The sequence below is a fragment of the Auritidibacter sp. NML120636 genome, from assembly GCF_003185945.1.
Taxonomy (GTDB): domain Bacteria; phylum Actinomycetota; class Actinomycetes; order Actinomycetales; family Micrococcaceae; genus Auritidibacter; species Auritidibacter ignavus.
The window spans coordinates 25,398-46,381 of the sequence record NZ_QHLO01000012.1; the positions used below are offsets into that span (position 1 = coordinate 25,398).

Genomic DNA, 20,984 nt, shown 5'->3' on the forward strand with positions numbered 1-20,984 from the left:
GAGACTTCTGTGGTGATCGCGCTGGATTCCGCAGTGCCCTCCTGGCTCGGTCAACACACAAAACCTGAGCCATCACCAGCGGGTGCTTGAGGACTATTGGCAGTAAACCCGCGCTTAATTGTGATGCACTTCACATTACACCGGTGCGTGGGCGTGCGCAAGGGGGACGAATGGTTGAGGGAAGCGTTGGGGGTGCCAGAATCTCAAGGGCCATGTTTCTACCCGCCTATCAGATTTGCGGAATAGCTGTCGAAGAGAGCCACCCCCGCGCATTGTCAGAGGGCTGAAGCATGCGCCGGGGTGGCAATTTCGTAGGCTAGGTCCCTAGTGTCTGCGACGTGTTGCCGACAGTGCGGCTAGAGATCCCCCTGCGAGAAGCAGTATTCCTGCCCCGAGGACAAGGAGTAAGTTGGCTCCTGTGCTCGCGAGAGTGCCAGTTTTCTCTGACTCAGCGCGACCTGGAGAATCTTCTTGAACTTGTTCTGTTCCAGCTCCCGGATCTCCAGCAATATCTTGTTCGGGGGTGGTGGTTCCCGCGGTGGGTTCCTGGGTTGGTTGTTGTTCGGGGGTGGTGGTTCCCGTGGTGGGTTCAGGGGTTGGTTCTGTATCTGGTCCTGGTTGCGGGGCGGTGCTTGTTTCGGAGGTAGGCTCCGGAACCGGTTGTGGCTCAGGGGTAGCGTCTGGATTAGGTTCCGGCTCCTCCTCGGGATCTTGTGCTGGGGCTGCAACGACCTCGACTGTGTGTGAAGCGGTCTCGCCATTAATCGTGAAGGTGAGCGTTGCGGTACCCGGTTGGGTGGCTACGAGTTGACCAGTGGCAGGATTGACTCGGATCACCGCGGCATTCCCTTCTGATCCACCATTGTTGACTTCTACGTGGTCGCCACCCCATTTGGCGCTCATCGGCCAGACAAACGGCATGTGCTTGCCGTCCTGGGTGAAACTAGCGTCAACGGATACCTGGTCACCGACCGTCATGGTTGACGGGAGCTCGGTAGTTGCACCGAGCGTGATCGAATCGACAAAAGGATGCATCTGCACTTGTAGCCAGGCATTACGTGCGACTTCAGGCTCTGGGGACTTACCGACGATGCCCTGAGAAGGATCTATTGTGAGCATGCTCCAACCGACGAATCCTCCGGTCTCGGGTGTGCCGGAGGGACCTTTGCCACTGTTGCCGTTGATAATTGCGGGCACGCCGTCGGCGGTTGACGCATGGAATACTCCAACATGTCCGTTGATAACCGCGACGGATTTGCCTGTTTCGGTCCGGAAGCGGGACAGACGGTCTTGGACCTCTCGTGCTTCAACGCGATTTCCCATCTGGCTGAGCTTGGTTGGTAGCGGATCATTCATTGGGTGGTGCCACATCAAAACGACACTGGTCGTGCCTTCATCTGTGGCTGCTGCTTCCAGCCGATCTTCAAGCCAAGGAAGTTGGTCTCGATCGGAAGACCGGAGCCCGCCCTGAGCGGTGTTGAGGGTCAGGAACTGTGTCCCCTGTAGATTTTGAGAAGTCCTTGTGTCGCCGAATGCTTCCACAAAGTTGTCGATCTCCCCGCCCATGATTTCGTGGTTTCCGGGCGCATAGGTCACCGGAATTTCATCACCAATTTCTTCATCAAGGATCCGCTTAGCGAGTTCAAAATCTTCCGGCGAGGCCTCATCGACAAAGTCGCCAACGATGAATATTGCATCAGGAGATGCGGCTTTGATCTCTTGCAGTGCCCGTCGCGCTCCTTGGACATTTTGACTCTGAGGTGAACGAGCGACGAACTGAGCATCGCTCATCACTGCGATCTGTTGCGGTCGTTCTTCATACAGACGAGCGGTATCGACAACGGAATCGTGAATTTCTGTCTTTTCGCCCGCATCAGTGTCGGGGGCTACCACGGCGCCCAGGTTCGCAATTTTCACGCTGCCCGAATAGGAAGCGTTAGGGCGCGTTTCCATGAGTCGCACCATTTCGATCGTGATGGGATACTCGATCCCGTCGGGAACGGGGAACGTGACATCTCGCCACCCGTGCCAGGTGATATTTCCACCATCAAGATTCGATCGTGTGCCTGCTCCGTTTAAATACTGAATACGGGGCCATGCGCCATTGCCGTCACCGTAGATGCTCAGGGTAATTGAACGGGGCTGTCCATCCACTTGAATCGGGTGAGGCGGAGCAGCATAAGCGCCCCGAGTTGCAGTCGACCCCGTGAAGTCGTAGGAGATTTCAAGAGCATTTTCACCATTTTCACCCTCGCTAGGGGAGACCGATCCAGAGGCGCGGGCCTGGCTGAACTCCCAGCTGTCAGCATCTGAGAAATCAGAAATAGTGACGTCTTCGAAGCCAATGGTCACTGGGAGATCGATGCGCTTCTCGCCGACTTTAAAGTGGATGGTGCCACTTCCACTACCGGCGTTCGGGGACACGGTGAAAGTGTCCACGCCACTGGGTGTCACCTCGATGGTGTCGTTGCTGGAAACCTCGATATCCTCGGTTTCGATGGGTGCACGGAAACCGTCGCCGTCAATTCCGAGTACACGCACCGAAGCGGAAGCATCCGCATTTTCTAACGCTACTCTCTGATGACTTAGCTCGAGATGCTCGAGCTCTCCGAGAACGCGTACAGGTAGCTCTCCTTCTCCGCCGTTGCTTTCACCGCGAACGGTTGCGAGGCCGTGCTTCGTTCCAGTAACTCGGGCCACTGTTTGTCCTCGGTCGTTCTGTGTCGGGGTGCCGAGTAGCTCGAGGCCATCACCAGGAGAGATTGCGACGTCAGCGGGGAGTGGATCACCACTGGAGTTCGTTGCGGTACCGATGACAGTCCGGCCAAGTCCGGTGAATACGCGGTCGGTTCGTTCCGAGTCGCTTGCGGGGTTGACGGTGACGCCGGCGGTTTCCGCCGGTGCCTGAGCAGTTGAACGGAAGACGAGGGCGTTGGCGACGTCGCGCTCCTTACCGTCGGAAGGACGGTTGGTCGGTGATGCTGATGCGTCGCCTGGATTGCGGGTGTGCAAAGTGGTGGATCCACCACCATCAAGGTTGAGAGCCTGGTAGGCACCGAGATCTACCATCAACTCCGAAAGTTCGCTGAGCCGCATACCGACCGCGTCATCTTGCCGACCCTCGATTGAAACGACAAATAGCTGTGTCCCGTCTTGAGAGATCCCGACAGCTGTCCGGGCGGCAGTTGCCTGTTCTGCGCCGGTGGCGCGACCGTCACGGACGAGCACCTGTTGGCCAGAAACCGCCAGGTCAACATCGCGGTCCAGCGCTACCGAGATTTCAACGTTGGTACCAACAGTCGGGACGTGATCCGAGCTTGAACCGGAAAAGACGAGCACGCCCTCGCCCTCGGAAAGATTGGTGTCTGAATCTAGAGCGCTGGCTTCGAGAATCTCGGTAACAGCCCCGTCGATGACTTTGACGGCGGTCCGTTTGTTGGCAGACAGAGCTTGAGAAATCGGTGTTGTGCCCCAGGCAGCGGTGTAGTACGCAATGCCGTCGCGGTCTTCGGTTGGCGAGTTCACCGACGGCACGTCGTAGGTTCTGCCTTCGATGGTGGCCGTGGCGGCACTGGTCAGTGCTCCAATGCTCGCTGTTCCTTCATGCACAGACAGCGCCTGTGATGAGCCATTTGCGATGGAACGGATCCCTTCTGAAGCAGACACATTTGTGCCTATGGGGGCTCCGGTGTTGTTCATATCAAAATAATCACCGTTGACGGCAGCGACGACGTTGTCTTCGTTCTCGATCTGATTGGATACGCTCGAAACGCCGGACACAGAACCGCCATCGACGACATCGAGTGAGAGTGAAGCGTTGGTCAAGTCCACGTTCAATACATGACCCGTTTGGAAGCCGGTCTTTTGTTCGCGCGTGAACGAGGTGTGGTTGAGGCCCGGGGCAATCGTTTCAGTGTTTGCTTGATGCAGAGTCGAGCCGCTACCGGTGAGGTTGAGCCCGCCTGTCTCGAGCGTTTCACCAACGGGCTGTTTGGATGCCTGCTCAGTGGTTCGTTGTGAGTGGGGAAATGCAGGGGTGGCGAATGCCGGGGTCTGTGACAGAGTGAGGCCGAAAGCGAGTGTGGCGATCGTCGCGAAGCGACCGAAACGACGGAACCGCGTCGACCGGCCACGCTCGTGCGCGGTAGTTGAGTGAAGAGAGTGTGACACCTTTTCTCCCAGGTCAGAGTGATATTCGACGCACTGACCATAGGTGTGAGAGGTAGCCTGATCGTGACGGGTGAGTTACCGAATGATGTCCCGTACGTATTAATGGGTACGCGTTGATGAGCGCGCGACACGAGCGGGGTATTTCGAGGTGCTGATCGTCAGGGCCGACTTATCTCTTGTAATCGGCTAGTACCGCGGGCTGGGACGCAGGTCGCTGCGGTCAAAGCGTTCGGCCACGCGGTTCAGCGCAGACTCGGCGGCGTCAGCCATGACCGAATCGGTGCTGGTGACCGCGCTGTTGAGGGCTTTCAGGGCGGATTCGTTCTCGGCGGAGATGATCTCGCCCAACGCGGTGGCGGCCTGCGAGCGGACCTGCGGGGTGGGGTCGTCGAGCAGGTCGAGCAAGGTGTCGGTGGCCTCGTTGAGGTCACGGTAACCGGCGACCTCAACGGCGATGACGCGGACCTGCCAGGCGGGATCGTTGAGCGCGGTGATCACGGATGTGGTGGCGGTGTGGTGCCAGAGTTCTAGTAGCGTTTGGGCGGCCCAGACACGGCCCATCCAGTCCTCGACGGCCTCCATTCCGCCCAGCACGGCGATATCCGGATCGCCGTCTGCTCCGTGCCGGGCGCGACCATCCAGCAGGCGGCAGACCCAGTCCAGCAACGGGTTGGTTCCGAGGGTTTCAGCAGCGTCGTGAATGCGGGACACGGTGGTGGGGGACAGTGAATGCGGTGCTGTGTTGCTCATGGTCTCTATTATGGTCGATGCCACAGTGATAAATTGAGAGGCATGCGCTCCCGTAGTTCACTTTCTCTGCAGTTTCGTGCCGAGGCGTACGATTTTCCGACCGGGAGCGTGACCGCGGGAACGGTGATGAGCTGGCTGGATAAGGCCGGGTATGCCACCGCGGCCTCGTGGACCGGAACGAATGTGGTCGCCGGGTATGTGGGCAACTTGCATTTCGCGCATCCGGTGCCGGTGGAAACCCCGATCACGGTGCAGTGTCGCATGCTGTATACCGGAACCTCCTCGGTACATGTGCAGTCTCGGTTGGTGCTTCCGACCATTCGGGATGACGAGGGGCAACCGACGGTGGCCACCGAGGTGATCATGGTCTATGTGGCCATTGACGACAACGGTGAGAAGGTCCGGGTCAAGCCCTGGGAGCCGACCACGGATGCGGCCAAGGAGCGGGCGGTGAAAGCCAAGGCCCGCTCGGATCAGCTGAAAGCCTCCGAAAAGTCGTTGATGACCATTGCTTTTCCGGAGCAGGAAGAGACTACCGCCGAGATCATTCGTCTGCGGTTTATTGTCTCCGAACCGGATGCCGGTGTCGGCGTACGCGTCGGCGGTGGCTCGGTGTTGCGGTGGCTGGATGAGGCCGCCAACGTATGCGGGGCCCGCTGGGTGCAGGACAATGTGGTTGCGGTTTTTGCCGGGGGCGTGCGGTTCGAGAATATGGTGTACGGCGGTGACTTACTGGAGATCGAGGCTCGCCTGGTGCACACCTCGGCACACTCCATGCACGTGATGTTGCGGGCCTGGACTTCGACCCGGTTTGACCCCACGCAGATCCCGGTGGCCCACGGGATCACGGTATTGGTGGATCCCGGCGAGGACGGGAAGGCCAAGCGAATTCGACCCTGGCATCCGCGCACGGTGTTGGAAACCGAGCTGGAGCAACACTGCACCGAGCTGGTGCGGATGCGCAATGAGATTGCCTATTCCTGGGCCCTGTAATGCTGGGTGGTCTGGCCGTCCGGTAGAATGGCGAGAGTGCTTCTCCGCCTGCTCAGTCGCTACGCCAAACCCTACGGGTGGCATCTGCTGATTGTGGTGATCGCGCAGGTGATGGCCACGATGGCGACACTGGCACTGCCGCGACTGAATGCTGACATTATCGATCACGGAATTGCCACCGGGGATACCGGATATATCGGTTCCACCGGGTTGGTGATGCTCGGGGTGGCGGGCCTTCAGGTGGTCTGTGAGGTCGCGGCCACGTTCTTCGCAGCACGGGCGACGATGGGGATCGGCCGGGATCTGCGGGCCGACCTCTTTGAGCAGGTCACCGACCTGTCGGTACATCAAGTCCAACAGTTCGGTCCCGGCACCTTGCTCACCCGGACCACCAACGATGTCGAACAGGTGCAGTCGCTGGCCTTGGTGGTGGCCTCCACGGTGTTATTGTCCCCGATTATGCTGGTCGGCGGGCTGGTGATGGCCATGGAACAAGATGTGGTGCTCTCCGCCGTGGTGTGGGTGGCAGTCCCGGTGCTGTTGCTGTTCGTCTGGTTACTCTTCGCGCGGGTGATGCCGTTATTCCAGGCCATGCAAGACAGCATTGACGGGGTGAATACCGTGCTGCGCGAGCAGATCGCTGGCATCCGCGTGGTGCGAGCCTTTGTGCGGGAGGCCGAGCAGACCCGACGGTTTGATCGGGCGAACCGGAAACTGACTGCGATCAGCCTGGGCATTGGTCGCTGGATGGTGCTGATGGGCCCGGTGATCGCCATGATCCTGCAGGCAGCGATGGTCGCGGTGCTGTATTTCGGCGGGCACCGGGTGGCGGCCGGGGAAGTGCAGGTCGGTGGCGTTGCTGCGCTGATGCAGTATCTGACGCTGATTCTCATGGCGGTGATGATGGGCGTGTTCGTGTTCATGATGATCCCGCGGGCGGCAGTGGCAGCCCGGCGCATCCAGGAGGTGCTGACTACCGAACCGGAGTTGGACTCCCCGCACCAACAGAAGGCACAACCGGCCTCGGCGGAGCTGGTGTTTGATCACGTACAGGTCCAGCTACCCGGGGCCGAGGCGCCCATCGTGGATGAGGTGAGTTTCCGCATTCCCCCGGGGACCACCACAGCGATCATCGGCTCCACCGGGTCAGGGAAGACCACGCTGGTGAAGCTGATGACCCGGCTGATCGATCCCACCGCGGGGGCCGTGCGGATCGGTGGAGTGGATCTTCGTGAGATCCCGCGCGCGAGGCTGTCGGATCTGGTGGGGCTCGCCCCACAAACCGCGACCCTGCTGTCGGGAACGGTGGGATCCAACCTGGGGTTTGCCACGCCTGAAGCCACCGAGGAGCAGATGCATCAGGCCCTGGAGATCGCTCAGTGCCGGGACTTTCTGCCCGAGGGGCCACAAGATGCCCTGGAGTACCCGATCAGCCAGGGTGGGGCGAATCTGTCCGGCGGGCAACGTCAGCGGCTCAGCATCGCTCGCGCGCTGGTTGGTGGGCGACAGATCTACGTGTTTGATGATGCGCTCTCGGCGCTGGATGCCAGCACCGAGGCGGCGGTGCGCGCCGGGTTGACCAGATATCAGCGCTCCAGTGGCGCGAGCGTGGTGATGGTGGACCAACGCGTGGCGGCCATCACCGAGGCCGATCAGATCCTGGTGCTGGAAGGCGGCCGGATCGTCGGGGTCGGTACGCACGCGGAACTGAGCCAGTCGAATCCGGTCTACCGGCAGATCATGGACTCGCAGCAGGTCACCTCATGACAGCACAAACGGCAGCACACAGCTCCCCCAGGTTTTTTGCCACGGCCGGGCGTGTGCTACGACTATTTGGTGCCCACTGGCGGATGATCCTGCTGGTGCCGGTGTTGGCGGTGGTGTCGGTCATGGCTGCGGTTGCGGCCCCGCTGATGCTCGGGGCGGCCATGGACGTGATTTTTTCCGGTGCGGTGGAGACCGACTACACCGCCGGAGCGGGCATTAATTTCAGCCAGCTGAACCGGTACGCGCTGCTGACCCTGGCGCTCTATGGGGTGGCCCAGGGGTTTGAGTACCTGCAGGGCCTGGTGGTCAATCGGGTGTCGGTGCAGGTGGTATACCGGTTGCGCCAGCGGATCGAGGCTCAGCTGAACCGGGTGCCACTGGCCTGGGTGGATGACCGGGCGCGCGGGGATCTCCTCTCGCGCACCACCAACGATGTGGATAACCTCCACGGGGCGATCCAAGGTGGTATGGTCTCGCTGATCAACGGGCTGATGACTCTGATCGGGATCGCGGTGATGATGTTGGCGCTGGACTGGCAGCTGGCCCTGGTCGCCCTGGGGATCCTGCCTGCCGGAGCGATCGTGGTGGTGTTGGTCGGGGCCCGGTCACATCGGAAATTCACCGAACAGTGGGCGGTGACCGGTGAGGTGAACGCGCGCGTGGAAGAAACCGTCAGCTCCTACCCGGTCGTGGTGGCATTCGGGCGGGCGCAACGGGTGCGCGACCAGTTCCGCGAAGACAATCAGCGCCTGTATGCTGCCTCGGCTCAGGCAGAGTTTTATTCAGGGCTGATCTACCCGCTGATGGAGTGGATCACCCAGCTGGCCTATGTGGGCCTGGCGGTGCTGGGTGCGCTGAAGGTCGCCGGCGGGTCGATGACCTTAGGCGGGGTGACTGCCTTCATCCAGTACTCCCGACAGTTCTCCCAACCGGTCAGCGAGGTGGCCTCCACCTCGAATATGGTGATCTCCGCGGTGGTCTCGGCCGGGCGGATCTTCGAGTTCTTGGATGCCGAGCCCGAAGCCGATCCCGCCATTGACAACACGGAACCAGACGCCACCTCGGGTCGGGGTGCGGTGCGTTTTGAGGACGTGAGCTTTTCCTATACCGACGAGCCACTGATTCGCGAGATCAACCTGGATGTGGCGCCCGGGGAGATGGTCGCCATTGTCGGTCCCACCGGGGCCGGTAAGACCACATTGGTGAATCTGCTGATGCGGTTCTACGAGCTGGACGCCGGTCGGATCACCCTCGATGGCGAGGACATTTCGAAGATCTCCCGGGTCAAACTGCGCCGGAAGATCGGCATGGTGCTCCAAGACGGGGTGGTGCTCACCGGGACCATCGCCGAGAACCTGCGACTCGGCCGGCCCGAGGCCACCGAAGCGCAGCTGATAGCAGCCGCAAAGGCCACCCGGGTCCATGAGTTCGTGACCACGTTGCCCGAGGGGTATGACACGGAGATCTCGTTGCAGGCCGAGAACCTCTCCGTCGGCGAGTTACAGCGGTTGACCATTGCCCGAGCGTTTTTGGCCGACCCGAAGGTGCTGATTCTGGATGAAGCCACCAGCTCGGTCGATACCCGCACCGAAGAGCTGATCCAGCAGGGCATGGCCACGCTTCGAGCAGATCGGACCACCTTCGTGATCGCCCACCGGCTATCCACCATCCGACACGCCGACCATATTTTGGTCATGGACCACGGCCGGATTGTCGAACAGGGCAGACACGAGCAACTACTACGCCGTGGCGGCGCCTACGCCCGGCTGTACCACGATCAGTATGCCAGCCACGGTGCCACTCACAACGGTGCCACTCACAACACTGACAACACCGGTGACCAGTACCCCCAGTAGACTGGCACTCATGACTGATCAGCAACAGCTTCCGCCGGGGTGGACCCAGCCCGCCGGCGCCCCGTATCCGATCCCGTCGGGATGGCCCGGTGCCACACAGGGAAACCGCCTGGGCGAGCCACGTAACCCGGTGATCCCGGACTGCCGGCCCGGACCGTTTGTGTGGCGCGACCTGCTCGCCGTGCTGGGTTACGTGTTGCTGTTTCTGCTCGGACTCGGCGCGCTGATGCTGTTCATTCCAGGGTTTGTGTCCTTCTCGGCGTGGCTGGTGGGCACCGATCCGGTCAGCGTCGAAGACCTTGCCCGGGGCGTGTTCCCGGTTGAAATCGGTTTCGCGGTGAATCTGATCAACTACCTGATCATGACCGTGTTGGTGCTCATCGCCGCCGGCCCGACGCTACTGTCCTCGCTCCGGTCCTTCCGCCGGCTGTGGCCACTGAAACTGTTGATGATTCCGGCCATCTGGTTCGGCACCATCATCATCAACCTGGTCGTGACCGTGTTGATCGGTGAGGTCCCCAGCTCGGAGAACCAGCTGGTGCTCGAGGAAATGACCACCGTGGCCCCGTTCTGGCTGATGTTTATCACTGTGGTAATTTGTGGCCCGCTCGTCGAAGAGTACATTTTCCGCCACCTGCTGATCGGTAAGCTCTCCCGCTGGGTCACGGTGTGGGTTTCGGTACCGATCTCGGTGATCACCTTCTCGCTGTTACATTTCATTGGGGCGGGCCAATTCAACATCATTGAAACCATTCCGTACGCGGTGATGGGACTGGCGTTCTCGCTGGTCTACACGCTGATGAAGTTCTCGCTGGCCTTCAGCTACGTCCAACACGCCTTCAATAACGCGGTGTCGGTCTGTCTGCTCTACCTCACCCCGGCAGAGCTGTTGGAACAAGGCCGGGAGCAGTTGGGTGCGGCATGGTGGTTCACCATCGCACCGTGGGCAGGCCTGGCTTAACGCGGTGCCTGAGGCTGAGTCCCGCCGTTCAGACCGGCCGCGGTCGGTATCTGCCCAGATTCTTTCATTGGCCGTGCCCTCACTCGGGGCACTGATCGCCGAGCCACTGTTTTTAGTCGTCGATACCGCCATGATCGGCAACCTGGGTACCAGTCAGCTGGCCGGGGTCGGATTGGCCGCCACGGTGCTGCAGACCGTGACCGGCTTGCTCGTCTTTCTGGCCTATTCCACCACCCCGGCTGTCGCCCGTTTTCTCGGTGCCGGTGAGCTCAACCGGGCCCTGCAACGTGGTCGTGACGGTATCTGGTTGGGGTTGCTACTGGGCGTGGTGATCGCCATACCTTTGGCTCTCACTGCCCCGTGGGTGCTGAGCGCGCTGGGGGCTAGCGGGCAGACCCACGCTCACGCGGTGGAGTATCTGCAGTACTCGATGATCGGGCTTCCGGCCATGACCGCTATCCTGGCCACGGTGGGCACCCTGCGGGGACTGGCCGACGCCAAAACCCCGCTGGTGGTCGCCGGTGTAGGCTTTGCGATCAACATTGCGGTCAATTACCTGCTGATCTACGTGGTCGGACTCGGCGTGATCGGCTCCGCCTTGGGCACCTCAGTGATCCAATGGGCGATGTTCTGCATCTACCTGATGATTCTCACCACCCGCTACCGGGGAAAGGGCGGTCGCTTGTTGCCCACCCTGGCGGGGCTGAAAGACACCGCCCAGATCGGGTCGTGGTTGCTGGTGCGTTCGGCAGCACTGCGTGCCGGGATTTTGGTCACGGTACTGACCGCCACACAACTGGGCGCCCCAGTGCTGGCCAGCCACCAGATGGTGATGACCATCTTCTCCACGCTGTCGTTCGCCCTGGACGCGCTGGCCATCGCCGCCCAGGCACTGGTCGGTCAGGAACTCGGCGCCAGCCACCGCCGGGAAGTTCGGGAGCTGACCCGGACGATGATCCGCTGGTCGATGGGCTTCGGGGTGATCACCGGGCTGTTGTTGGCCGGGCTGTCTGCGGTGATCCCGCGAATGTTTAGCCAAGACCCGGTCGTGATCCAGGCCGGAGCGGCCGGGCTGATGGTGTTGGCCATCGCCCAGCCGCTGGCGGGGTATGTGTTCATCCTCGACGGCATCCTGATGGGTGCCGGGGACGCCAAATACCTCGGGATCGCCTCAGTGGTTGCCTTGGCGCTCTACCTGCCGTTCATTCTGTTTCTCGGCTGGCTGGCCGCCCAGCTCGACGACGGCTCCGGGGTCGTATCGGTGGTGTTGGTCTGGGTCGGCTTCGCCGTGGTATATCTGGGCGCTCGTGCGCTGACACTGTGGTGGCGGATTCGGGGCGAGGCCTGGATCGTGTTGGGCAGTGTGGTCGGCCCGTCGCGCTCGTCCTAGGCGTCGGGGTTGGTGAGCGTCAGAAATGGTTCGGCAGCGTCCACCGGCTCATTCCGGTTGGGGACCCCCAGCGCCTGATTCACCACGGCCTCGGCATCGTGATCAACCAGCCGGTCGACGAACTGCCAGTGCACGGTCAGCTGTAGCCCTTGGGCCGCTCGCAACAGGTTGGCTGCCGGGCAAGCGTGCTCCACGTCCTGGGCGAAGGCCCGTAGTCGGTCCGCGTCGCGCACATCGGTCTGGACTAACACGGCCAAATGATAGGTGTGAAAGTGAGGTTGGACATCCCGGCCTGCCACCAGACCACCCAAATCCTGGGAGGCATAGGAGTAGGTGTGAATGCCCTGAATCGGGATCTGGTGTGTGCCGGACTTGGCCTCAATCACCACGGAAATACACCCGTTGGTGGCCCCGAGAATGTATTCCATCGGGTTAGGCGCTGCATTCTTTCCACCGGAGGCTTCCGGCTCATCAACCAGGAAACGGTACGCACCGGTGCTCACGGTTGTTTGAGCGGAACCGTAGAACACGCCGGACACCCGGTTGGATTCAGATTCGGCCACCTGGGGCTGTTCGGTGAACGTTGTCATATTCTTGCTCCCATCGATTCTGGCATTAGCACTCGAGATAGATTGCTGCGGCGTCATGGAGCCAGATCTCTCGGCCGCTCGTGATGGACATTTATATTCTGTCATACCGGGCGCGAAGGAGAAAACTGCCGGAGAACGTTTTCTTGCCTAGAATGTCTCCCGTGACTCAGACCCAACAGCAGCCTCCGTCCAAGATCAGCCCCGACACCGCCCACCTGATTTTTCGACCGTATCTGATTCGTGCCGGGGTGGCCTTAGCCTTCGGGATCTTCTCGCTGATCTACCAAGCGCCCGACCTGATGGACTCCGGCCCTGCCTGGGTTAATGTCAGCTGCGCCATCTACCTGTTTCTCACCGGGGTGGCGATGTGGGAATTCCTGCGCCAAGAACCGGTGCCGGAGGCCATGCGCTCGCCTTTGTCGATGGCTGCGGCCGCCTGGGTGCTTGGGCCGGTTGCATTAGTTGGGGCCCAACTGTTCTCCGCCGGGGTGATGGCCACCGCGATCATCCTCAGCCTGGCCTTGCTGGTTGCCGGCATTGCTCAGCTGGTGGCCGGTGGTGGATACCGCAAAGAATTCCCCCCGGCCCGCGACTGGTTGATCCCCGGAGCCGTCGATGTGCTCACGGCGGTGGCCACCGTCATCGCGATCTTCGTCGGAGCTGACTTTCACAATCTGCTCGGTATTGTGGGCTCGGCGGCCTTTATTCACGCGGTGTTTTGCAGTATTCCCGGGGTGGGGTACTATCTCGACACCCGCCGGGCTCGTCGTCGTGGGTGGAGGCCGAAAGAATCCTGACCTGCAGTGCTGGTCTGTGGTGCGCCCTGTTGTTCACTCTGAGAGGTCACGTGCGGATTCTGTCAGCATGCCGTGATTAGAATAGTCAGGTGCGCCCTGGTGCCCCACGACATGGATCATCCGGAGCGTGCAGGCATTATGTATTGTGATCATCGAGCACCCCAGGAGCGTGAGTCGTGACTACTCAGCGCGGCCCGCAACCTCCGAACGGCCCCGAGAAGAAGAAACCTCTCGGCGTTGCGGCACCCCTGATTTTCTCAGCCGTCCTCGGCTTGATCGGTGGTGTCGTGGTCACGCTGGCCTCCACCGGTGGCCTGAACAACCCCGATAGGCCCCTCCGCCTGGACCTGGGTTTGATCGCTTTCGGGGTGTTTTTCATCGTCTCCCTGCTGGTGGTCTCCTTGCTCCAGCTGGCATCACGAGACAACCCCGAACACCTTTCCGAAGGCTCCGGCATTAACCGGTCCTCGGAACAAATGCACCGTGAAGCCATGGCCAAAGCGCGGGCGAAAAAACGCGCTGAGGCCGAACGGGCCGAAGCGCAGCGCTCCCCAGCATCCCACCCGAGCGACTCAACCCCGCAGCACGCGGAGGATGCGGACCGCGAGGACCCACAGCACGGTGAGGGTCGCTCCTCCTAACGCGATCTGTGCAACGAACGTGGTGGACATCATAGAAATGTCCCGGCATGTTCACAAAGGACTGAATCTGCCCCGGAATGTGACGGGGCGGACATCGGGTCGATGGTAGTTTGGATAGTCAAGCGAGAGATAACCGTTGTCCACCACCATGAGATCGCGGTTCATGATGAAAAAGTGTTGTTAACACATTCTGTGTGGAGCTGAGGAGCCAGATGAGCCAGAAGAAGCCTGCCGGCCACGTCATCGTTGATACGTTGGTCGCTCACGGCGTGAAACGCGTCTACAGCGTTCCAGGGGAGAGCTACCTGAACGTGCTAGACGGACTCTATGATTCACCCATTGACAATATTGTCTGTCGCCACGAGGGCGGGGCGGCCTATATGGCCGAAGCCGACGGCAAGATGAATTCCACCCCCGGTGTGGCCATGGTGACCCGTGGTCCCGGTGCCTCGAATGCGCACGTGGGACTGCACACCGCCTGGCAGGACTCGACCCCGATGGTGCTGTTTGTTGGACTCATCCCGTTCGAACACCGCGATAAGGAAGCCTTCCAGGAATTCGATCCGCATGCCTGGTTTGACTCTGGAGCCAAGCGTGTCATGGTGCTCGACCATGCTGAGCGCGCCTCAGAGATCGTCGCCGAAGCGATGTTCGCAGCCGCCTCGGGTCGCCCCGGTCCGGTGATTGTCGGTCTGCCTGAAGATGTCATCACCCACGAGATTGATGCCCGGTTGCACCCACAGATTCCGGTGGCTGGTGGCGGTATGACCGTGGACGACTGGAAGGCGCTGCACTCGGCGCTGTTGAACTCCGATAAGCCGCTATTCATCACCGGTGGGAACGACTGGAGCCACGAATCCGCTGAGGAACTAACCCGATGGCTGGAAGACCACCACATCGCCGCAGCGGCGGAATGGCGCACCGAAGGCACCATCCCCTTTGACTCACCCAGCTATGTGGGGCCAATCGGGTATGGTCGGCCCAAGCCCACCTACGATTTGCTGGAAGAAACCGACCTGATCGTCTTCGTTGGCACGGTGCCCGGTGATACTGTCACGGACGGATTCCGGGTGCGCCAAAACTGGGAAAAAACTAACTTCCTGGTCACTATCGACCCGTCACTGCGCGGTCGTTCCGGCCCGGTGTCCCACCAGATCGTGGCGAAACCGGATCTGTTTATCCACGACCTGGTCCGCATGGACCTGGAGGTCAAGGACTCCTGGAAGACCTGGACCGCGAAGATGCGGGCCCAACAGGAAGAGTTTGCGGCGTTGCCGGAGATCACCGGTGAAGGCCCGGCCACCATGGATGAAATGATGGCCCATCTGGTTGCGGCACTTCCTGCACCCCAGGATCCAATGGTTACCTTTGGTGCCGGTGAACACACCAACTGGGCCCACCGTTACTTCCCGACCCGCTCCTATGCCTCGATGATCTCGGCCCGTAACGGCTCGATGGGCTACTCGGTGCCCTCGGGTGTGGCCGCCTCGTTGAACTACCCGGACCGTCGGATCATCACGATTGCCGGTGACGGTGAGTTCTTGATGAACGGGCAGGAACTGGCCACCGCCCGCCAGTACGGTGCCACCCCGCTGGTGATCGTAATGGATAACCAGGAGTACGGCACTATCCGCACCCACCAGGAACGCGATTACCCGGGACGTGTGTCCGGTACGCAGCTGTTCAACCCGGATTTCGCTGGCATGGCGGAAGCCTTCGGTGGGTTCGGGGTCAAGGTCACCCACAACGCGGAGATTCCGGCCGCTCTCGAGCGTGCGCTGAAAGCTGTGGACGAAGACGGCACCTTCGCGCTGATCCACCTGGTCGTCGAGCAACGCCGGAAGGCGTACTAACCCGGTCGGGATGTGGCCCTGATCTGGTTCTTAGACGTTGCGGTCCTGCGCGTTGGCTTTCCCAGGTTCGTCCTGGTTCGTGTCGGCGTTCAGGGCCGCATTGCGTTTCATGGTACGACGGGCGTGGAAGATCGCCACCACAATCAGCGCCAGAGTAATCCACAGCAGATAGCGGTTGACGACCTCAACCACGGCCAGCACCTGATCTCCGAAGGTGTAGCCCAACCAGATAAACAGCCCATTGATTGCTAGCACACTGACCGCGTTAAGTACGATCATCAATCCAGCTGAGACCCGCAATAACCCCAGCAACGCGTTGATGATATTGCTCGGCACTGGTCCGGGGGTATAGCACAGGGGCACCAGTGCGCCGGTGATCCCTTTGGCCTTCGTGGACGTCATCGCCCGGTGGGCCATTTTCTTCAGCCAGGGCGTGTACTTCACCGACATGTCGATGAAATCCATGCCCCACCGTTTACCCATCCAGTAGTAGAAGGGGACAAACTTCAGCGCCCCGACCAGAGTGAATAACCAGTACATCCACCAGGGCCCCTCACCGACCGAGGCGTGGGCGCCACCAATCACCGACGAGGTGTAGCCCCCCACCAATAACGTGTAGGCCACCGGCTCGGTCAACAGCCAGGCACGGAACGGGATGAGAGCAATGCCCCACACGGCCATGGCGAACAGCATGATCAGCAGGAAGATATCCACTTTGGTGGGGTGGGCCAAGAACTCGGGGAGGTTGAGATCTTCTTCGGCGGTCTTTTGTTGCGGGCGCGGATCGCGCCGATATTCTGCCCCCGGCTCGGTATTGTCCGGTTGCCAGGCGTCGGAGTGCGGATCGGGATACGAAGTGGTCATGATCAGAGATAGCGTCCTGCCAGTCGAGTCAACGATGCCTGGATACCCTGGGCGTTGAATGCCACGGTATTCGAGAAGTAGTAGGCCATCGCCACCAAGAACGGCACCGAGGAATAGTCGAAAGATTCGGTGACCGTGGTGTAGCCAGGGTGGTGCGCATCGGCGGCAAGTTCCCAGCGCCAGGTGTGGCCAGCGGGGTGTTTCCATTCCACAATCTCTCCCGGGATTGCGGCTACTGTGGTCAACTTCATGGTGTAGTCGATGCCGAACTTGTGCATGGCGACTTTAAACGTATCGCCGATCGTCAGCCGGTGCGGTCCGGAGACTTTGGGCTTGACCGTGTCAGAGCCGTCGATCTCGTGGTGGCGGTGGGGGTCGGCCAGAATCTCCCAGAGTTCCTCCGGGCTGGCCTTGACGTTGACGCGGTAGGAGATGACCTTCGGGCCAGCGTCGACCGCCGTTGGCCACCCAGCCTGGGGTGCGGTTTGTGGCAGCCCGGTGTCGGGGTTGATCGGACGGGATGAGGAATCGTTCATCACAGGGCACCTTTCGGATGATGGTTGCGTGTCATACTGTACGCGAAAATGCCGATCCGGTGCCGTATCCACAGCCAGATCTCGCAGCCCGATCCGCAGTAATATTGCCCCGGATTTTCGCAGGTGGGGCTTGCGGGTCTACCATGTATTGAACGCTGTTCAGTGAACGGTGTTTTAAACCCTCAGGTGTCCCGCCTGCGGATGATTTCTCATCGACCGTTGGAAGAATTCACATCATGGCTGAAACCACCACCCCTGACGATGCGCGCACACCTCAACACGAGGCGAGAACCTCTCGCTTTCGAGGCGGTGTCTCGGCCCGCGCGCTGGCACAAATAGCGGTGTTTGCCGCGCTCATCGGAGCCTTCGGACTCGTTGGCAGCATCAATATTGCCGGCGGTGTGCCCATTACGCTACAAACCTTGGGGGTGATGCTGGCCGGTTCCGTGCTGGGACCCTGGCGCGGACTCGGTGCGGTGGCGCTGCTGGAACTGGCCGTAACACTGGGACTGCCCCTGCTGGCTGGTGGTCGTGGTGGTATCGGCGTGTTCGCCACCCCGACGGTGGGCTACTTGATCGGCTGGTTGGCCGGTGTTGTCGTCATCGGCCTGATCGTCCACGGCGCGAGCTCATGGCGTACCGGGTTGCGCATTACCTGGTGGAAAGTGGCACTGGGCAGCATCGTCGGCGGTATTTTGGTGATTTACGCTTTTGGTATCCCGGGACAGGCGCTGATGACCGGGCTGAGCATGCTGGAGACCGCCTATACCTCACTGGTCTTCTTGCCCGGTGACCTCACCAAGGTGGTACTGACCGTGCTGATCACCATGGGGCTGTGGCGCGCCTACCCGAAGGCCTTCCGCGCCTGAGGCCGAGGAGGGAATAACCACCTTGAGCATCTGGGTAAAATCACTGCGCACCTGGTTCCGCTCCGGCACCGTGTCCGCGGTGGTCAGGCCCAGTTGTTCGGCCTGCAATCGCTGTTGGGAGACCACGGCCGCACCTAAGATCAGTGAGACCAGCGTGTCGGTCAGCAACTCCGGGTCTGGTTCCTGGTCCATTTCTCTGGCCTGGCGTAAGCTACGCCGAAGCCGATTGCCTCCGGTTCCCAGTGCAATCACCGAGCTGACGAGTTCTGCGGCATCGCGAGTGGCGAGCAATCCCTGGTACAGCGTCAGGGCGCGGTGGCTCAATGAATCGGTGCGACGAATCTGGATGCCAGCCAAAATCTCATCGGCCATCAGTGCCAGCAACGACTGTTTATCTTTGACATGCCAGTACAATGCCGAGGGCCGCACCCCCAGTGTGGTGGCCACCCGGCGCATCGAGACATCGGCCAGCCCGTGGGTGCGCAGGATCTCCAGTCCGCACCGGATGAGATCGTCCACCACGATAGGGACCGATGTTTTCCGAGAGACCATGGGAATATCATAACGATGACGATTGCCTTCGATCAGTTGTGCGTCAGGGTTGATGCACCCGGTGAATCCTCCGGCCAAGCACAACTTCTGACCGATATCACCGCCGAACTCGACGCACCTCGAATCGCCATTATTGGCGAGAACGGTTCGGGTAAATCCACCCTGGCCCGCGTGCTGGCCGGCCTGCTGGGGTATACCTCCGGTGCCGCCACGGTGAATGGACACCTGGTCTCCCAGGGGCCTGGGAAACCGAAAATGGCTCCGGGGTTGCGTGGCAGGATCGGGATGATCTTCCCGCAGGCAGCCACTCAGGTGGTCATGCCCACGGTGGAAGAAGACATCGCGCTCTCATTGCGTGGCTCCGGGCTGTCCAAAGACGAGATGACCGCCCGCGTGCAGGCGGCCATGGAAGCGCATCACCTCACCGAGCTGGCCGATCGGCCGTGTCTGTCCCTGTCGTCGGGACAACTGCAACGCTTGGCGCTGTGCTCGGTACTGATTACCGAGCCACAGCTGGTGATCGCCGATGAGCCGACCTCGATGCTGGACACCCGCCACGCCTTGTTAGTCCGACGCAGACTATTGCACCTGCCGAGAGAAACCCAGCTGGTGTTGGTCACCCACGACCTGGACTTTGCCACCGCCTGCGACGACTGCTTGTGGATCCATCAGGGGCGTCTGCGCGAACACGGTCGCCCCCGTACGGTGGTGGAAAACTACCTGGACTTTATTCATTCCGAGATCGACCAGGAACGAATATGATTTCGCTCTATATCCCCGGAAACTCGCTGGTACACCGAGCCCCGGCCGGGCTGAAACTGCTCGTGCTGGCCCTGACTGCTCTGGTGTCGTTTCTGATTCCACCCTCCTATCCGGCGGCCGTAGTTTTCGTGCTCCTGCCGATTCTGGGGTATCTGGTGGCCCAACTTCCGTTGCGATTGCTGGTGACCGACCTGTTGCGACTCTCTTTTCTGCTGGTCTTTCTGGTGGTCACTCAGCTGATCTTTCTGGACCCTGTCCACGCTGCCACCAATACCGCACGACTCATCTCGATCATCCTGCTCGCCCAGGTGCTGACCCGCACCACCGAGATTTCGGGCATTGTGGCCACGACCGAAAAACTCTTCGGGCCCCTGCGCCGGTTCGGGGCGAATCCGGAGAAGATTGGGTTGGCGCTGGGGCTGATGCTCAACTCGGTGGGAACCCTCTCGGCGGTCATCAACCAGGTCAGAGAAGCCCAACGCGCCCGGGGTGTGCGCATCGCGCCGTGGTCGTGGGCGGTACCCGTTTTGGTCCTGAGCTTGAAACACGCCGATGATCTTGGGGATGCGCTCACCGCCCGTGGCCTGGACTAGCTGGTCTGTTCAACGAGGTCCTGGGATCCACCCCCGCTGATGTGTTGTGATGAGAAAAGCAGTACCCCCGGTAGAGAAAGGATGGCTCGGCGATGACGCAACAACGTGTCACGATCCCCCAGACAGAGTTGGATGTTTTTCCACTGAACCTGGGGACTAATACGTTCGGCTGGACCGCAGATGAACCCACCGCCCACCGGATCTTGGACGCCTACTGTGATGCCGGGGGTAACTTTTTAGACACCGCCGACACCTACCCCCATTGGGCGCCGAATGCTGTGGGAGGTGAATCCGAGGCCGTGATTGGATCCTGGCTGGCTCGCCAGCCTCGTGACCGCGTGGTGGTGGCCACCAAAGTCCGCGATTTTCCGCAGGCACCACAGACCTTGGATTATCTTCAGTCGCAGGTGAAGGAGTCCCTACGCCGTCTCCAGACTGACTACATCGATCTGTACTACGGGCACTTCGACAACACTGAGGTGCCGATTGCCGATCAAGCTCGGGCTTTTGACGAGCTCGTCACCGCCGGGCACATTCGCTATATCGGTCTGTCGAATTATTCGCCCGATCGGATGCGGGAGTGGTTCCGTGTGGCCCGAAAGGAGAATTTGGCGTTGCCGGTGGCGATCCAACCGCACTACAACCTGGTTCGTCGTGCCGACTATGAAAACACCTACCGGGCCGTGGCCGAAGAGAATAATCTCGCGGTGTTCCCCTACTTCGGTTTGGCAGCAGGGTTCTTGACCGGGAAGTATCGCACCGAGGCTGACTTAGAGACCGAACGAAAGAACCACGTCTCCGAGTACTTCAACGCTGACGGTCTGCGTGTGGTGGACCAGCTCGTCGAGGTTGCGCAGCACCACCAGGTCCAACCGGCTTCCGTAGCGCTGGCGTGGCTGTTGGCCCGTGGAGTCACGGCCCCGATTGCCTCAGCCCGCACGGTCGAACAGCTCCCGGCCTTGCTGGAAGCCACCACGCTACAACTCAGCGACGAAGAAGTCCGGTTGCTGACTGAGGCCTCCGAGATCTTCGCCTGATCA

Annotated in this window: 18 protein-coding genes and 1 riboswitch; of the genes, 12 read left to right on the forward strand and 6 right to left on the reverse strand. The window is 60.8% G+C overall.

Annotated features, from left to right (window positions below):
• Window positions 1-324: 324 nt before the first annotated feature.
• Together DCC25_RS09685 and DCC25_RS09690 are read right to left on the reverse strand one after the other, a co-directional pair.
• Complete coding sequence (locus DCC25_RS09685) at window positions 325-4,170, reverse strand: phosphodiester glycosidase family protein (protein ID WP_110101522.1); 3,846 nt, start codon at window positions 4,168-4,170, stop codon at window positions 325-327.
• A gap of 186 nt (window positions 4,171-4,356) precedes the next feature.
• The gene (locus tag DCC25_RS09690; RefSeq protein WP_110101543.1) at window positions 4,357-4,920 is read right to left on the reverse strand and encodes a HEAT repeat domain-containing protein; all 564 of its coding nucleotides are present in this window, start codon (window positions 4,918-4,920) and stop codon (window positions 4,357-4,359) included.
• 42 nt (window positions 4,921-4,962) lie between these two features.
• On the opposite strand from DCC25_RS09690, the gene DCC25_RS09695 reads away from it, so the two are divergent.
• The 5 genes from DCC25_RS09695 (at window position 4,963) to DCC25_RS09715 (ending at window position 11,887) form a co-directional block, all read left to right on the forward strand.
• The gene (locus DCC25_RS09695) at window positions 4,963-5,913 is read left to right on the forward strand and encodes an acyl-CoA thioesterase (protein WP_158524774.1); all 951 of its coding nucleotides are present in this window, start codon (window positions 4,963-4,965) and stop codon (window positions 5,911-5,913) included.
• A 36-nt stretch (window positions 5,914-5,949) separates the two neighbouring features.
• Window positions 5,950-7,680 carry an ABC transporter ATP-binding protein gene (locus DCC25_RS09700; protein WP_110101524.1) on the forward strand — a complete coding sequence of 577 codons (1,731 nt, stop codon included), beginning with the start codon at window positions 5,950-5,952 and terminating at the stop codon, window positions 7,678-7,680.
• Window positions 7,677-9,536: an ABC transporter ATP-binding protein gene (locus DCC25_RS09705; RefSeq protein ID WP_110101525.1), complete on the forward strand. Its 1,860-nt coding sequence runs from the start codon at window positions 7,677-7,679 to the stop codon at window positions 9,534-9,536. The genes DCC25_RS09700 and DCC25_RS09705 overlap by 4 nt, the downstream gene beginning before the upstream one ends.
• A gap of 10 nt (window positions 9,537-9,546) precedes the next feature.
• Entirely contained in the window at window positions 9,547-10,497 is a 951-nt protein-coding gene (locus tag DCC25_RS09710) for a CPBP family intramembrane glutamic endopeptidase (RefSeq protein WP_158524775.1), read from the forward strand.
• A 67-nt stretch (window positions 10,498-10,564) separates the two neighbouring features.
• The gene (locus DCC25_RS09715) at window positions 10,565-11,887 is read left to right on the forward strand and encodes an MATE family efflux transporter (protein ID WP_233488059.1); all 1,323 of its coding nucleotides are present in this window, start codon (window positions 10,565-10,567) and stop codon (window positions 11,885-11,887) included.
• Here the strand turns inward: DCC25_RS09715 and DCC25_RS09720 are convergent.
• Window positions 11,884-12,477, reverse strand: coding sequence for an OsmC family protein (locus DCC25_RS09720; RefSeq protein WP_158524776.1), 594 nt, complete (start codon window positions 12,475-12,477; stop codon window positions 11,884-11,886). The two genes, DCC25_RS09715 and DCC25_RS09720, sit on opposite strands and share 4 nt — an antisense overlap.
• A gap of 7 nt (window positions 12,478-12,484) precedes the next feature.
• A riboswitch (SAM riboswitch) is annotated at window positions 12,485-12,567 on the reverse strand.
• A 71-nt stretch (window positions 12,568-12,638) separates the two neighbouring features.
• On the opposite strand from DCC25_RS09720, the gene DCC25_RS09725 reads away from it, so the two are divergent.
• From DCC25_RS09725 to DCC25_RS09735, 3 genes are all read left to right on the forward strand, one after another.
• On the forward strand, window positions 12,639-13,274 hold the full coding sequence (locus DCC25_RS09725; RefSeq protein ID WP_136089911.1) for a hypothetical protein: 636 nt from the start codon (window positions 12,639-12,641) through the stop codon (window positions 13,272-13,274).
• Between the two features lie 176 nt (window positions 13,275-13,450).
• The gene (locus tag DCC25_RS11465) at window positions 13,451-13,915 is read left to right on the forward strand and encodes a hypothetical protein (RefSeq protein WP_180342660.1); all 465 of its coding nucleotides are present in this window, start codon (window positions 13,451-13,453) and stop codon (window positions 13,913-13,915) included.
• A gap of 212 nt (window positions 13,916-14,127) precedes the next feature.
• Entirely contained in the window at window positions 14,128-15,768 is a 1,641-nt protein-coding gene (locus tag DCC25_RS09735) for a thiamine pyrophosphate-dependent enzyme (RefSeq protein ID WP_110101530.1), read from the forward strand.
• A 30-nt stretch (window positions 15,769-15,798) separates the two neighbouring features.
• Here the strand turns inward: DCC25_RS09735 and DCC25_RS09740 are convergent, their stop codons facing one another.
• Together DCC25_RS09740 and DCC25_RS09745 are read right to left on the reverse strand one after the other, a co-directional pair.
• Window positions 15,799-16,632, reverse strand: a complete 834-nt coding sequence (locus tag DCC25_RS09740; RefSeq protein ID WP_199445914.1) for a DedA family protein — start codon at window positions 16,630-16,632, stop codon at window positions 15,799-15,801.
• A 2-nt stretch (window positions 16,633-16,634) separates the two neighbouring features.
• Window positions 16,635-17,168, reverse strand: coding sequence for an SRPBCC family protein (locus DCC25_RS09745; RefSeq protein WP_110099847.1), 534 nt, complete (start codon window positions 17,166-17,168; stop codon window positions 16,635-16,637).
• Between the two features lie 236 nt (window positions 17,169-17,404).
• On the opposite strand from DCC25_RS09745, the gene DCC25_RS09750 reads away from it, so the two are divergent.
• Window positions 17,405-18,037, forward strand: coding sequence for a biotin transporter BioY (locus tag DCC25_RS09750; protein WP_110099848.1), 633 nt, complete (start codon window positions 17,405-17,407; stop codon window positions 18,035-18,037).
• Here the strand turns inward: DCC25_RS09750 and DCC25_RS09755 are convergent.
• A complete protein-coding gene (locus tag DCC25_RS09755; RefSeq protein WP_146206452.1) occupies window positions 17,939-18,589 on the reverse strand; it encodes a TetR/AcrR family transcriptional regulator in 651 nt (216 codons plus the stop codon). The two genes, DCC25_RS09750 and DCC25_RS09755, sit on opposite strands and share 99 nt — an antisense overlap.
• Before the next feature lie 15 nt (window positions 18,590-18,604).
• Between DCC25_RS09755 and DCC25_RS09760 the strand changes: the two genes are divergently transcribed.
• From DCC25_RS09760 to DCC25_RS09770, 3 genes are all read left to right on the forward strand, one after another.
• Window positions 18,605-19,351 carry an energy-coupling factor ABC transporter ATP-binding protein gene (locus tag DCC25_RS09760; protein WP_158524777.1) on the forward strand — a complete coding sequence of 249 codons (747 nt, stop codon included), beginning with the start codon at window positions 18,605-18,607 and terminating at the stop codon, window positions 19,349-19,351.
• Complete coding sequence (locus DCC25_RS09765) at window positions 19,348-19,944, forward strand: energy-coupling factor transporter transmembrane protein EcfT (RefSeq protein WP_110101532.1); 597 nt, start codon at window positions 19,348-19,350, stop codon at window positions 19,942-19,944. The genes DCC25_RS09760 and DCC25_RS09765 overlap by 4 nt, the downstream gene beginning before the upstream one ends.
• A 92-nt stretch (window positions 19,945-20,036) precedes the next feature.
• Window positions 20,037-20,981: an aldo/keto reductase gene (locus DCC25_RS09770; protein ID WP_110101533.1), complete on the forward strand. Its 945-nt coding sequence runs from the start codon at window positions 20,037-20,039 to the stop codon at window positions 20,979-20,981.
• Window positions 20,982-20,984: the final 3 nt, after the last annotated feature.

Excerpts from the sequence above, each read along its gene's own strand:
- DCC25_RS09765 (WP_110101532.1), top strand. The coding sequence starts at position 19,348 with ATGATTTCGCTCTATATCCCCGGAAACTCGCTGGTACACCGAGCCCCG.
- DCC25_RS09745 (WP_110099847.1), bottom strand. The coding sequence starts at position 17,168 with ATGAACGATTCCTCATCCCGTCCGATCAACCCCGACACCGGGCTGCCA.
- DCC25_RS09770 (WP_110101533.1), top strand. The coding sequence starts at position 20,037 with ATGACGCAACAACGTGTCACGATCCCCCAGACAGAGTTGGATGTTTTT.
- DCC25_RS09710 (WP_158524775.1), top strand. The coding sequence starts at position 9,547 with ATGACTGATCAGCAACAGCTTCCGCCGGGGTGGACCCAGCCCGCCGGC.
- DCC25_RS09695 (WP_158524774.1), top strand. The coding sequence starts at position 4,963 with ATGCGCTCCCGTAGTTCACTTTCTCTGCAGTTTCGTGCCGAGGCGTAC.
- DCC25_RS09760 (WP_158524777.1), top strand. The coding sequence starts at position 18,605 with ATGACGATTGCCTTCGATCAGTTGTGCGTCAGGGTTGATGCACCCGGT.
- DCC25_RS09755 (WP_146206452.1), bottom strand. The coding sequence starts at position 18,589 with ATGGTCTCTCGGAAAACATCGGTCCCTATCGTGGTGGACGATCTCATC.
- DCC25_RS09740 (WP_199445914.1), bottom strand. The coding sequence starts at position 16,632 with ATGACCACTTCGTATCCCGATCCGCACTCCGACGCCTGGCAACCGGAC.
- DCC25_RS09735 (WP_110101530.1), top strand. The coding sequence starts at position 14,128 with ATGAGCCAGAAGAAGCCTGCCGGCCACGTCATCGTTGATACGTTGGTC.
- DCC25_RS09750 (WP_110099848.1), top strand. The coding sequence starts at position 17,405 with ATGGCTGAAACCACCACCCCTGACGATGCGCGCACACCTCAACACGAG.
- DCC25_RS09690 (WP_110101543.1), bottom strand. The coding sequence starts at position 4,920 with ATGAGCAACACAGCACCGCATTCACTGTCCCCCACCACCGTGTCCCGC.
- DCC25_RS09720 (WP_158524776.1), bottom strand. The coding sequence starts at position 12,477 with ATGACAACGTTCACCGAACAGCCCCAGGTGGCCGAATCTGAATCCAAC.
- DCC25_RS09705 (WP_110101525.1), top strand. The coding sequence starts at position 7,677 with ATGACAGCACAAACGGCAGCACACAGCTCCCCCAGGTTTTTTGCCACG.